Below are 12,329 nucleotides of genomic sequence, written 5' to 3' on the forward strand. Positions count from 1 at the left end.
ATGAGAAGAAAAACAAAGCTCATTCACGGCGGCATTTCAGGTGATCCGTATACGGGAGCGGTTTCTGTTCCGATTTATCAAGTTAGCACATATAAACAAGAAGGTGTTGGCGGTCATAAAGGCTTTGAATATTCGCGCACCGGTAATCCAACCCGCCACGCGTTAGAAGAACTGATTAAAGATTTAGAAGAAGGATATGCCGGTTTTGCATTTGCCTCCGGAATGGCGGCGATTACAGCGGTCATGATGCTGTTTAACAGCGGGGATCACGTCATTTTAACCGACGATGTGTATGGCGGCACGTATCGCGTTATGACAAAAGTGCTAAACCGCCTAGGGCTTGAATCGACTTTTATTGATACAAGCGATCTTTCAAACATCGAAAGACATATCCAGCCGAACACGAAAGCGCTTTACATTGAAACGCCAACCAACCCGCTCTTAAAAATTACTGACATTCAAGCTGCTTCCGCCATCGCCAAAAAGCATGGCCTGCTTACGATCGTCGACAACACGTTCAGCACCCCGTATTGGCAAACGCCGATTGCTCTTGGCGCCGATATTGTTGTCCATAGCGCGACGAAATATTTAGGCGGCCATAGCGATGTGGTCGCTGGTTTGGCGGTTGTCAATTCAGAAGAATTAGCAGAAAAACTACATTTTATTCAAAACTCCACCGGAGGAATTCTCGGTCCGCAAGATTCATGGCTGCTTATGCGCGGCATCAAGACGCTTGGCGTGCGCATGGAGGAGCATGAAGAAAACACGAGAAAAATCGTTGAATTTTTAGTGAATCATCCAGCAATCCAAAAAGTATATTATCCAGGATTGGAAACACATCCAAACCATGAGGTTGCCAAAAAGCAAATGCGCGGATTTGGCGGCATGGTCTCCTTTGATGTCGGAAGCGCAGAGAAAGCCGATCAAGTGTTAAACCGTGTCCGCTATTTTACGCTCGCGGAAAGCTTGGGAGCGGTGGAAAGTTTAATTTCGCTGCCGGCGAAAATGACGCACGCATCCATTCCGAAAGAACGTCGTGAACAATTAGGAATTACTGATGGGTTGATTCGCATTTCTGTTGGATTAGAAGATGTGGAAGATTTAATTGAAGATCTAGCGCAAGCATTGCATGGTTAAAATTACATCCCCACATTTGCTGTCCTGTATGATACAGTTAAGGATGGAAAGTGGGGGATAGCGATGGAACGGCAAAAGCAACAATGGAAGGAAAAAGCGGCTGATTACAAAATGTTTGCTGGCGTATTGCTGGCGTTAAGTGTCTTTTTGTATATTGGCACGCTTCTTCCTACGATTGCGCCGGAGAAAAAGGCGTATTTGCTTAGTTTCATTGTGATATTGTTAATAGGCGCGTTTTCCTTTTTTCAACGAGCGATCAAATATATCCGCTTATTGCGGGAAACGGACAAATAAACCTGCCTTTTCTTGTTGGAGAGGCAGGTTTATTACCGTTTTTACCAAAAACTGTTTGTAAACATATTCCAGTTGGATATAATTACCTCTGTGATTTCATAAATTGTTCACAACCATGCGAAGAAACCGATTGTTCCTCCGTGTAAAATGAAAGAGGAAGAACTGCAAGGAGGGGAACAAGGGATGTTCGCAATGGTGATGGGGATTGTGGTTACTGCAGCGATAGCATTGATTATAACAGCGGAAGTAAGTGTGGAAGCAGAAAATTAACAAAATAAGAAGAAAAAGGAAAGGTGTCCCAATAGCCATCTTGGGACACCTTTTGCATATTTATCTTCGCTTTTCTTTTTCATTGCGATAAAATTCATGAAACATTTTCATTAATGCGCGCTTTTCGATTCGGGATACATAGCTTCTTGAAATGCCAAGTTCTTTGGCGATTTCGCGCTGTGTTTTTTCCTGCTGCATATCAAGGCCGAACCGGCTAATAATGACTTCTTTTTCTCGTTCATCCAACACATCGATGTATTTTTTCACCTGTTCGAGTTCCATGTTCAGATGAATTTCATCCACAATATCGTTTCCTTCGGATTTTAAAATATCAATTAAGCTAATTTCGTTTCCTTCTTTATCCTGCCCGATCGGCTCATGCAAGGAGACGTCCTTTCTTGTTTTTTTCAATGAGCGCAAATGCATTAAAATTTCGTTTTCAATGCAGCGGGCTGCATATGTGGCCAGTTTTGTTCCTTTACTGGACGAGTAGCTTTCGATCGCCTTAATCAGGCCGATGGTGCCGATGGAAATTAAGTCCTCCACATCTTCGCCGGTATTTTCAAACTTTTTTACAATATGGGCAACAAGACGTAAGTTATGTTCAATTAAAATATTGCGGGCCTGTTTATCTCCTTTCGCCATCAGCTCTAAGTATTTTTCTTCTTCCTTGGGGCTTAACGGTTGGGGAAATGCGTTGTTTTTAATGTATGATACTAAAAACATTAATTCTTTCATTAGAAACGCAAACGCTGATAAAATGCCGGACATTCTGTCACCCCCCACCCTATGTCGTTGTAGGCAATGGCCTATTTTATGTATATGACGGAAGGAGGTTGTACGTGTTTGAACAAAAAAAGAAAGAAGCGTACGTAAATAACAAATATTATTGACGTACGAATGTTGTAATAGTAAAATAATTTTGTCGTTTTTTGTCTAAAAATTATCCAAAGGAGGCGATGAGGTGAAAAAGATTGGATTAGCTTGGCAAATTTTTATCGGTCTTGTTCTGGGGATTGTTGTTGGGGCTATTTTCTATGGAAATCCAAAAGTAGCTACTTATTTGCAGCCGATTGGAGATATTTTCCTTCGCCTTATCAAAATGATTGTCATTCCAATTGTGATTTCAAGCCTTGTTGTAGGCGTTGCTAATGTTGGAGACTTGAAGAAGCTTGGAAAACTAGGCGGAAAAACGATTATTTATTTCGAAATTATCACGACGATCGCGATTGTCGTTGGTTTATTGGCGGCGAATATTTTTCAGCCGGGAGCCGGCGTGAACATGAAATCGTTGGAGAAAACAGATATTCAAAGCTATATTGATACAACGAACGAAGTGCAACACCATTCGATGGTTGAAACATTTGTCAATATTGTTCCAAAAAACGTTTTTGAATCGTTATCAACTGGTAATATGTTGCCGATTATTTTCTTCTCGGTTATGTTTGGTTTAGGCGTAGCAGCAATCGGGGAGAAAGGGAGGCCGGTGTTGCAGTTTTTCCAAGGTACGGCGGAAGCGATGTTTTATGTGACAAACCAAATTATGAAATTTGCGCCGTTTGGCGTGTTTGCGCTGATCGGTGTAACAGTTTCGAAATTTGGGGTTGAATCGCTCATTCCGCTTAGCAAACTTGTCATTCTCGTTTATGCAACGATGATTTTCTTTATTGTTGCGGTGCTTGGTGGAGTTGCTAAGCTTGTTGGTATAAATATTTTTAATATTATCAAAATTTTAAAGGACGAATTGATTCTGGCGTACAGTACAGCGAGTTCGGAAACGGTTCTTCCGAAAATTATGGAGAAAATGGAAAAATTCGGATGCCCGAAAGCGATTACATCGTTTGTCATTCCGACAGGCTATTCGTTTAACCTAGACGGTTCTACGTTATATCAGGCGCTGGCTGCCATTTTTATCGCACAGCTGTACGGCATTGATATGCCGATTTCGCAACAAATTTCCCTTATACTTGTGTTAATGGTAACATCAAAAGGAATCGCCGGAGTGCCGGGCGTCTCGTTTGTCGTGTTGCTCGCGACGCTAGGAACGGTTGGCATTCCGGTAGAAGGATTGGCGTTTATTGCCGGAATCGACCGCATTTTGGATATGGCCCGCACGGCTGTCAACGTCATTGGCAACTCGCTGGCGGCGGTCGTTATGTCCAAATGGGAAGGACAATATAACGAAGAAAAAGCAAAACAATATATTTCCGAGCTGCAGCAAAGTGCATGATGGTGAAAAGCTGTCCGAAAAAGACAGCTTTTTTTTCTATGGATAAATTTATTTTTTTCTGCCATGCAGTATAGTATAATTGGTTGCGGAATAGGGTTGTAATGGACGGCTTGGCTTTAATATACATACATAGGAGGAGAACGATGCACGAGTTGGTACAGACGGTTTTTACCTTTTTGGCGGATTTAGGATATTTCGGAGTCGCCTTGGCATTAATGATTGAAATTATTCCAAGCGAAATTGTACTTGCCTATGCGGGATATTTGGTATCGCGTGGAGAAATATCCTTGATTGGAGCGGTGATAGCGGGAACGATCGGCGGAACGATCGCCCAGCTGTTTCTTTATTGGATGGGGTATTATGGCGGCAGACCGTTTCTTGATAAATACGGAAAATATTTGTTGATTAAAAAGAAACATCTTGATGTAGCGGAACAATGGTTTGAAAAATACGGTCCAGGCGTCATATTTACTGCGAGATTCATTCCAGTTGTCCGCCACGCTATTTCGATCCCGGCGGGCATCGCGAAAATGTCGTGGAAAAAATTTACTTTCTATACAACGTGCGCGATTATTCCGTGGTCGATTTTCTTTATTTATTTAGGGGAACGACTAGGAAGCCACTGGCAGGAGATTGATCAAATTGCTCGCCCGTATTTGCGGCCGATTATGGCGGCAGCGGTCATTGCTATTGTCGTTTATATCGGCGTCCAAATGTATCGGCGCAAGCGGATGTGATCTCTTACAATCAAACGAAGCTGTGATGGGGAGCTCACGATGGTTGATTGTTTTATCTCCATTCCCTATATTTATGATAGGGACTGCTCAAAAAAAATCTAATTGAATGGGGTACGATAGTGAAAAAGTTTATTATTATTGCTTTCATTCTCGCCGTAGTATTATTTCTGCTACCATACAGCTTGCCGCTTGTTTTTGCATTAGCGACGGCGTTATTACTGGAGCCGTCAGTGCAGCACTTGCAAATCCATTATCGGTTGAAACGGGCGCATGCGGTAACGGCAATTTTTTCGTTATTCCTTGTCATCGTTGGCATTTCTTTTTACTTCCTGATCGCCATCCTTGTACAGCAAATGATGACTTTTTCGCAAAAACTGCCGCACTTTTTGAGTGAGACGACGAAAGTTTTAGATGACTTAATTCAGATGTGGGAGTCGTACTCGAGTTCGATTCCGAAAGAAATTATTCATTCATTGGAAAACAGTGTAAAAACAATTCAACATTTGCTCTTAGAGTTTGCCACTAATTTAACGCAGTCGATTGTTCATTATATCACGCTTATTCCCGGTTTTCTTATTCATTTCTTAGTATATTTAGTAGCGTTGTTTCTTATTAGTTTAGATTTGCCGAAACTAAAAAGGGGAACGAGAAAATACTTGTCCGAGCGCACGTATCAGCGGCTGGCGATGGTGGTGGCGCAGTTAAGCAAAGCCGGCATTGGCTTTATTAAAGCGCAGTTTTTGCTCAGTTTGATCACCTTTTTTATTGCCTTGGCCGGCTTATTGCTGTTAAAAGTGGATTATGCTGTTGTTATGGCATTAATTATTGTGATTGTAGATATTTTGCCTATTTTAGGAACCGGTTCTGTGCTGGTGCCTTGGGGAGTCATCAGCATTGCCAATGGCCATAGCGGGCTTGGCATCGGTCTTATTGTATTGTTTGTCATTATTACCGTAGTGCGCCGAATTATTGAGCCAAAAGTGTTTTCAACGAACTTAGGCATTTCTCCTTTGGCTGCATTAATCAGCGTTTATTTAGGGTTTCAGCTGCTGGGTTTCATCGGATTGTTTATTGGACCGGCATTGGTGATTTTAGTAGAAACAATGGTAAAAGCTGGAGTGATCAAATTTTCTTTTAAGCTTTAAGCAAAAACAGGCTGGCACATATTTGCCAGCCTGTTTTTGCTTCGGTGTGCAAACGATAGTTTTCAGTGAAGGGAATGGGGTGATGTTTTCGTGTGCGGCAAAATTAAAATTTCGACGCGCCGATTTTTCATCCTCCCCTCAGGAGTATCATTTGATGCAACCGGCTTAAATTCCCCGTATCCTTTTGCGCTAAACGAGCGCGGATCGAGCTTCGGGTTTTCCAATAACAGTTTCATAAAATTTACCGCCCGCATCACGCTTAGTTCCCAGTTGGAAGCGAACTGAGCATTATGAATCGGCACGTTATCCGTATGCCCGCTAATAATAATATTGCGCGGCGGATTCATGACGAGCAGCTGGGAAATTTCTTTAGCGAGCCTCCGGTCTTTTACCCGTACTTCTGCACTTCCCGAATCAAATAAAATATCGTTTAATATGGTGATCGCCAATCCTTCTTCCGTTAAAGAGGTCTGCAATTTCCCGTTTAAATGATTTTGCACGATGTACTCATCAATTTTTTCTTTTACATTCTGTAATTCTTCTTTATCTTGTTTATCGAGTGCGCTTTTATGTTTATGGTCTTGCTTTGACGACGAAGGAAGCTGTTTTGGCTCAACCGGGCTTTCGAAATCAAGGACACCCGTCCCGCCAGTAAACGAGGCGCTAAATGAGCGGGAAATTTCCTGGAATTTTTTTTGGTCGATTTGGCTGCTCGCAAACAAAACGATAAAAAGGGAAAGCAATAGCGTTAATAAGTCAGCGTACGGAATCAGCCAGGATTCGTTCATATTCCCTGCCTGCTTCACTTTCTTTTTCTTACTCATTTCCTTTTTCTCCCTGTTCCATCAGTTTCCGACGTTCGCCTTCCGAAAGATAGGAAGCAAGCTTTTGTTCAATCGTTCGCGGCGCTTGTCCTTCCAAAATAGAAAGGACTCCCTCTATCATGATTTGCCGTATTTTTGCTTCTTCCCTTGATTTTCTTCTTAATTTATTGGCAAATGGATGCCATAGCACATATCCAGTGAAAATTCCAAGCAAGGTGGCGACGAATGCCGCGCTAATCGCCTTGCCAATTTCGCTGATATGCTCTATATTCCCCAGTGCCGCAATGAGTCCGATGACTGCACCAAGCACTCCAAGTGTCGGCGCATATGTACCTGCTTGTGAAAAAATAGATGCATTTGCCTCGTGTCGCTCTTCCATCGCTTCAATTTCTTCGGTCATGACATCGCGAATAAAATCTTGCGTTTGCCCGTCAATCACCATGCTTAAACCGTTTCGTAAAAATGGATCGTCAATCTCATCTAATTTCGCTTCTAAGGCGAGCAGCCCTTCACGCCGGGCTATGTTCGCCCAGTCGACAAACAACGGAATCAGTTCTTCCACCGTTGGAATATTTTGTTCTTTAAAAATGACGGCTAACAACTTCGGTATTTTTTTTTATTTCGCGGGCCGGAAACGCGATGGTAACAGAAGCGATTGTTCCGACGATAATAATGAAAATTGCTGCCGGGTTAATTAATACACTTAGATTGACCCCTTTAAAGAACATTCCTAAGGCAACAGCAATGATGCCAAGAAGAATTCCAATAATCGATGTTTTATCCAATGAAATCCCCCCGTTACATGAAAAACACAATATTCCATTTTTGTGCTTTATAATAAATCCACATTTATCATATAATTAATAACAAAGATTGAAAAGGGAAAATAGTGTGATAAGGAAACAAAAGGGCTGCCCAATCCGTTTGATTTCGCTGTTGGAAAGGACAGCCTTGCTTAGTTTTATATTTTTTTCAGCTTAAATGTTCCGACCATTAAAAACGATAGGGTGATCATTAGGAAAATAAAAAACTGCGGGGGAAAATAATGAATCGTTAAGTAGCTTAACGTCAGCAGCACTCCTGCTGCCGTAATGGGAAGCCCGGAAAAATAGCCGTTATTTTCTGTAATATTGAACCTCGCAAGCCGAAAGGCGCCGCAGCCGATATATAAAATAGTGAAAAATGCACCTGGTGCACCAAATTCGTACAGCAAACCCTGATACATTAGCAATGCAGGGGCCACTCCAAAGGATATGATGTCACTCATTGAATCCAATTGTTTGCCGAGGTCCGATTCAATGTTTAGTTTCCGCGCAACAGCTCCATCAAAGCGATCGACCAAGGCCGCTAAAAAGATAAGGAGCAGGCTGACATGAAGCTGTCCTTTTAACGTCGTTAGGACGGAGAAGCCGCCAAGCGATAAATTAGTCATGGTTAAGATGTTTGCCATGTTTGCTTTTAATTTTTTTAATGTGTAATCTAAATAATCGGATAAAAACATTTCTCCTCACTCCTTTTTCGCCATAAAACACGGCCGGCAAAATCTACTACCATTATACTCATTTTACTTGTAATATGAAAGGTAGCAAAAAACACTATCGCCACAAATTGGAGGGAATATGTTTGCTGAAATGGTTGTATCGCCTGCTGATTGAATTGACGAATCATTGGCTTTCGTCAAAAATCATTGCCATTTTTACGAAATCCCGTTTAAGTGCAGTACTTATTCCATCGTATGCAAAAATTTATCATATTAATCAAGAAGAGATGGAAAAAAACTTAAAACATTATAAAACGTTGCAGCAATTGTTTATTCGCAGGCTAAAAGCAGGGACAAGGCCGATTGACGAAGCCGAAAACAGTGTGATTAGTCCGGTCGATGCCATTATTGAAGATATTGGCATCATTCATGAAAATAGTGAAATCGTTGTGAAAAACAAAACGTATTCGATTGCGGAGATGCTTGGCAGCAGCGAGGCCGCCAAAAAATATTTGAACGGATTATTTATTATTTTATATTTAAGCCCAAGCCATTATCATCGCATTCACAGTCCAATATCTGGAGTGGTGCAGAGGCAATGGGCGCTTGGAAAAAAATCATATCCTGTCAATCGTCTTGGCTTGAAGTACGGGAAACAGCCGCTGTCGAAAAACTATCGCATGATCACGGAAGTCGATGCAAACGGAAAACAAGTTGCGATTGTAAAAATAGGTGCGATGTTTGTCAACAGTATTGAGCTTACTCATGCAAGCAAAGAATTGACGAAAGGACAGGAAATTGCCTACTTTTCTTTTGGCTCTACTGTTGTTTTATTATTTGAAAAAGATAGCATTGAGCTTGATGAACGGATCGTTGTGCCCATGGGAATTAAAGTTGGGGAACGGCTTGGGTACTTAAAATAAAAAAAAAGCCCTGAGGCGAATCAGGATGACAGTTTAATTTTATGACTTAACGAACGGCGCTGGATTTCTTTTTCGATGAGCGCAATAAATTCAGGATTTAAATTCAGCTCTTTTGCCTTATAATACGATTCGATCAACAGCTCATCGGATAGATGCTTCATGCTGAAACCTCCTTCAGCAATGGAATATAATTTGTAATTGATACATATAATGGTAAGTTACTTTAACTGTATCATGATTTCCGGAATAGAACAACCGTTCTGTTATCCACAACGACTCGTGGATAACATGTGGAAAACATGTTTATAAGATTGTAAAAGCATGATAATTAGCTTGTGAATGATGTGGGTAAAACTTATCCACATTTTTGTGGATAAGGGATTTTGTCGAAAAAATTTTTTTCTGTGTATATATTTGTCAAAGTTTGTTTTGAAAGGTACACAAAAATTATGTATGATGAGGAAAGGCAAAGAAAAGGCCAAAAGGTAAGGTGATTGGTGTGTTTCATTATTTTTTGCCAAATCAGTTTGTCAAACGCGTATTGGATATCACCCCTAGCGAGTTAAAAGAGAAAGGGATTAAAGGGATCATTACCGATTTGGATAATACGCTTGTCGAATGGGATCGGCCGTGCGCTACTCCAGAGCTAACAGAGTGGTTTGAAAAGATGAAGCAGGAAGGCATTAAGGTGATGATTGTATCGAATAATAACAAAAGGCGGGTGCAATCTTTTGCGGAACCGCTTGGAATTCCCTTTATTTTTGAAGCCCGAAAGCCGCTGACGCGTGCCTTTCAAAAGGCATTAGCGACGATGCAATTGCGCAAAGAGGAAGTGGTTGTGATTGGCGATCAATTGCTGACAGATGTATTTGGCGGCAATCGTTTGGGGTTAAATACGATTTTGGTCGTTCCTGTCGCGCAGACAGACGGACTGTGGACCCGATTTAATCGCAAGATAGAACGGAAAATTTTAAATATGATGCGTAAAAAAGGGATGGTTTACTGGGAGGAATGATGGTGGAACAACAAATTCGTTGCATTGGTTGCGGAGCAGTCATCCAATCGGAGGATCAAACAAAGCCTGGATATGCCCCGGAGAGTGCGCTAGAGAAAGAAGAAGTCATTTGTCAGCGTTGTTTTCGTTTGAAACATTATAATGAAGTACAAGATGTTTCTCTGACTGATGATGATTTTTTAAAAATTTTGCACCGTATCGGACAATCGGACGCACTAATCGTTAAAATCGTCGATATTTTTGACTTTAATGGAAGCTGGCTTCCAGGTTTGCATCGATTTGCAGTCAATAATCCGATCTTGCTTGTTGGTAATAAAGTAGATTTACTTCCGAAATCCGTGAAATACCCGAAGCTGATTCACTGGATGAAGCAGTCGGCAAACGACCTCGGTTTAAGACCGGTTGATATTTGTTTAGTGAGCGCGGTGAAAGGAATCGGAATGGCGAAAGTGATGGAAGCCATCGAGAAATACCGGTTCGGCAAAGATGTGTATGTCGTTGGCTGCACGAATGTCGGGAAATCGACGTTTATTAACCGGATTATTCAAGAAGTCACAGGCAAAGGCAATATCATTACTACTTCTTATTTTCCGGGAACAACGTTAGATATGATCGAAATTCCATTAGAGGATGGAGCTACGCTTTACGATACGCCGGGAATTATTAACCATCACCAGATGGCGCACTTTGTGGATAAAAAAGATTTAAAAACCATTACGCCAAAGCGGGAAATCCATCCTCGGGTATATCAGTTAAATGAACAGCAAACGTTATTTTTCGGCGGCCTTGCCCGGCTTGACTACACCAAAGGAGGACGTCGGCCTTTCGTCTGTTACTTTTCCAATGAATTACTGATTCATCGGACAAAGTTAGAAAAAGCAGATGCATTATATGCCAGTCAATTAGGCGAGCTTCTTTCGCCGCCAAACAAACATTATGCCGCGGAATTTCCGCCACTAGAGGCGCATGCATTTACCATCAAAGAACGAAAAACCGATATCGTATTTTCCGGGCTTGGCTGGGTAACTTGCCATGATCCAGGAGCGCAAGTGATTGCCTATGCCCCAAAAGGAGTCGACATTTTCATCAGAAAATCATTGATTTAGTGGCCTGTGTAAGCATCATAAACGGGAGGGGAGAAAATGGAAAAACTATACGCGCTGTTTGGCTGTCCGGTTCATCATTCTTTGTCGCCGCTTATGCATAACGATGCGTTTCGTCATATGAACATCGCCGCCCACTATCATGCTTTTCATGTAGAACCGGAATACTTGAAGGATGCTGTCGCCGGGGTGAGGGCTCTCGGGATTGCCGGGTTAAATGTAACGATCCCTCACAAAACAGCTGTCATGCCGTTGCTCGATGATATCGATGCAGAGGCGCGCCGCATCGGTGCTGTGAACACGATCGTCAATGAAAATGGACGCTTAATCGGTTATAATACAGATGGCCCTGGATACGTCCGGGCGCTCGAAGAAGAAACAAACGTTGAAATCAAGGACAAGCGCATCTTGCTCATCGGCGCCGGTGGAGCGGCAAGAGGAATTTATTTTTCGCTTATCGATCGCGGGGCAAAACAGATCGATATTTGCAACCGCACGGTACCCAAAGCAAAACAGCTTATTGAGGAAGGCGATGCTGCAGTTTCATCAGCCGCTTATTCTCTAAATGAAGCGGAACAACGTTTAGGGGAATATGATATTGTGATTAATACAACGTCGGTCGGCATGTATCCAAACATGGAAGAAATACCGCTATCGCTTGCCAACCTGAAAGAAGGAACGATTGTTTCCGACATTATTTATAATCCGCTAGAAACAAAATGGTTAAAGGAAGCACGGGAGCGCAATGCCATTGTGCAAAACGGCGTCGGTATGTTTATTTATCAAGGAGCGCTGGCGTTTGAAAAGTGGACAGGAATATTTCCGGATGTAGAGCGGATGAAAAAAATTGTGATGGAACAGCTTAGGAGGTAACCTAATGTTAACAGGAAAACAAAAGCGGTTTTTGCGGGCGAAAGCTCATCATTTGAAACCGATATTCCAAGTTGGAAAAGGCGGAGTAAACGAAAATATGATTAAACAAATTGTCGATGCGCTGGAAGCGCGCGAGCTGATTAAAGTAAGCGTGCTGCAAAACTGCGAAGAAGATCGCCATGTTGTCGCCGATCAGCTTGCACAAGGGGCGGGAGCGGAACTTGTACAAGTAATTGGGAATACAATTGTATTGTATAAAGAATCAAAAGAAAACAAGCAAATTGTGTTACCGCGCTAA

General features: G+C 42.0%; 15 protein-coding genes and 1 pseudogene. 11 read left to right on the top strand and 5 right to left on the bottom strand.

Going from position 1 to position 12,329, the window contains the following annotated elements:
- The 3 genes from BV455_RS13825 (at nucleotide 1) to BV455_RS20690 (ending at nucleotide 1,701) form a co-directional block, all read left to right on the top strand.
- Complete coding sequence (locus BV455_RS13825) at nucleotides 1-1,137, top strand: bifunctional cystathionine gamma-lyase/homocysteine desulfhydrase (protein WP_061579638.1); 1,137 nt, start codon at nucleotides 1-3, stop codon at nucleotides 1,135-1,137.
- A 63-nt stretch (nucleotides 1,138-1,200) separates the two neighbouring features.
- The gene (locus BV455_RS13830) at nucleotides 1,201-1,431 is read left to right on the top strand and encodes a YrhC family protein (RefSeq protein ID WP_017435591.1); all 231 of its coding nucleotides are present in this window, start codon (nucleotides 1,201-1,203) and stop codon (nucleotides 1,429-1,431) included.
- A 147-nt stretch (nucleotides 1,432-1,578) separates the two neighbouring features.
- A complete protein-coding gene (locus tag BV455_RS20690; protein ID WP_268801768.1) occupies nucleotides 1,579-1,701 on the top strand; it encodes a hypothetical protein in 123 nt (40 codons plus the stop codon).
- Nucleotides 1,702-1,761: 60 nt separating this feature from the next.
- Here the strand turns inward: BV455_RS20690 and sigK are convergent, their stop codons facing one another.
- On the bottom strand, nucleotides 1,762-2,472 hold the full coding sequence (gene sigK, locus BV455_RS13835) for an RNA polymerase sporulation sigma factor SigK (RefSeq protein WP_017435592.1): 711 nt from the start codon (nucleotides 2,470-2,472) through the stop codon (nucleotides 1,762-1,764).
- A 193-nt stretch (nucleotides 2,473-2,665) separates the two neighbouring features.
- Between sigK and gltP the strand changes: the two genes are divergently transcribed.
- The 3 genes from gltP (at nucleotide 2,666) to ytvI (ending at nucleotide 5,813) form a co-directional block, all read left to right on the top strand.
- Nucleotides 2,666-3,931: a glutamate/aspartate:proton symporter GltP gene (gltP, locus tag BV455_RS13840; RefSeq protein WP_218687282.1), complete on the top strand. Its 1,266-nt coding sequence runs from the start codon at nucleotides 2,666-2,668 to the stop codon at nucleotides 3,929-3,931.
- A 143-nt stretch (nucleotides 3,932-4,074) separates the two neighbouring features.
- Nucleotides 4,075-4,668 (top strand): undecaprenyl phosphate transporter UptA, encoded by a 594-nt coding sequence (locus tag BV455_RS13845; RefSeq protein WP_017435594.1) that lies wholly within the window; start codon nucleotides 4,075-4,077, stop codon nucleotides 4,666-4,668.
- 119 nt (nucleotides 4,669-4,787) lie between these two features.
- Complete coding sequence (ytvI, locus tag BV455_RS13850) at nucleotides 4,788-5,813, top strand: sporulation integral membrane protein YtvI (RefSeq protein ID WP_061579640.1); 1,026 nt, start codon at nucleotides 4,788-4,790, stop codon at nucleotides 5,811-5,813.
- A gap of 62 nt (nucleotides 5,814-5,875) precedes the next feature.
- On the opposite strand, the gene motB is transcribed toward ytvI, so the two are convergent.
- The 3 genes and pseudogenes from motB to pssA form a co-directional block, all read right to left on the bottom strand.
- Nucleotides 5,876-6,637, bottom strand: a complete 762-nt coding sequence (motB, locus tag BV455_RS13855) for a flagellar motor protein MotB (RefSeq protein ID WP_017435596.1) — start codon at nucleotides 6,635-6,637, stop codon at nucleotides 5,876-5,878.
- A pseudogene (motA, locus tag BV455_RS13860) lies at nucleotides 6,630-7,422 on the bottom strand (flagellar motor stator protein MotA). The gene motB and the pseudogene motA overlap by 8 nt, the downstream one beginning before the upstream one ends.
- Nucleotides 7,423-7,598: 176 nt before the next feature.
- Nucleotides 7,599-8,138 (bottom strand): CDP-diacylglycerol--serine O-phosphatidyltransferase, encoded by a 540-nt coding sequence (gene pssA / locus BV455_RS13865; protein ID WP_017435598.1) that lies wholly within the window; start codon nucleotides 8,136-8,138, stop codon nucleotides 7,599-7,601.
- A 122-nt stretch (nucleotides 8,139-8,260) separates the two neighbouring features.
- Between pssA and BV455_RS13870 the strand changes: the two genes are divergently transcribed.
- Nucleotides 8,261-9,040 carry a phosphatidylserine decarboxylase gene (locus tag BV455_RS13870; protein ID WP_061579641.1) on the top strand — a complete coding sequence of 260 codons (780 nt, stop codon included), beginning with the start codon at nucleotides 8,261-8,263 and terminating at the stop codon, nucleotides 9,038-9,040.
- A gap of 20 nt (nucleotides 9,041-9,060) precedes the next feature.
- On the opposite strand, the gene BV455_RS13875 is transcribed toward BV455_RS13870, so the two are convergent.
- Nucleotides 9,061-9,201: a sporulation histidine kinase inhibitor Sda gene (locus tag BV455_RS13875; protein WP_017435600.1), complete on the bottom strand. Its 141-nt coding sequence runs from the start codon at nucleotides 9,199-9,201 to the stop codon at nucleotides 9,061-9,063.
- A 338-nt stretch (nucleotides 9,202-9,539) separates the two neighbouring features.
- Between BV455_RS13875 and BV455_RS13880 the strand changes: the two genes are divergently transcribed.
- Genes BV455_RS13880 through yhbY form a run of 4 tightly spaced genes read left to right on the top strand, consistent with a single transcriptional unit; the run spans nucleotide 9,540 to nucleotide 12,329 of the window.
- Entirely contained in the window at nucleotides 9,540-10,055 is a 516-nt protein-coding gene (locus tag BV455_RS13880; protein WP_017435601.1) for a YqeG family HAD IIIA-type phosphatase, read from the top strand.
- Nucleotides 10,055-11,161, top strand: coding sequence for a ribosome biogenesis GTPase YqeH (gene yqeH, locus BV455_RS13885; RefSeq protein WP_280638371.1), 1,107 nt, complete (start codon nucleotides 10,055-10,057; stop codon nucleotides 11,159-11,161). The genes BV455_RS13880 and yqeH overlap by 1 nt, the downstream gene beginning before the upstream one ends.
- Before the next feature lie 36 nt (nucleotides 11,162-11,197).
- On the top strand, nucleotides 11,198-12,031 hold the full coding sequence (gene aroE, locus BV455_RS13890; protein WP_081160182.1) for a shikimate dehydrogenase: 834 nt from the start codon (nucleotides 11,198-11,200) through the stop codon (nucleotides 12,029-12,031).
- A gap of 4 nt (nucleotides 12,032-12,035) precedes the next feature.
- Nucleotides 12,036-12,329, top strand: a complete 294-nt coding sequence (gene yhbY / locus BV455_RS13895) for a ribosome assembly RNA-binding protein YhbY (RefSeq protein WP_042406328.1) — start codon at nucleotides 12,036-12,038, stop codon at nucleotides 12,327-12,329.

It is taken from the genome of Parageobacillus caldoxylosilyticus (assembly GCF_019272935.1).
Taxonomy (GTDB): domain Bacteria; phylum Bacillota; class Bacilli; order Bacillales; family Anoxybacillaceae; genus Saccharococcus; species Saccharococcus caldoxylosilyticus.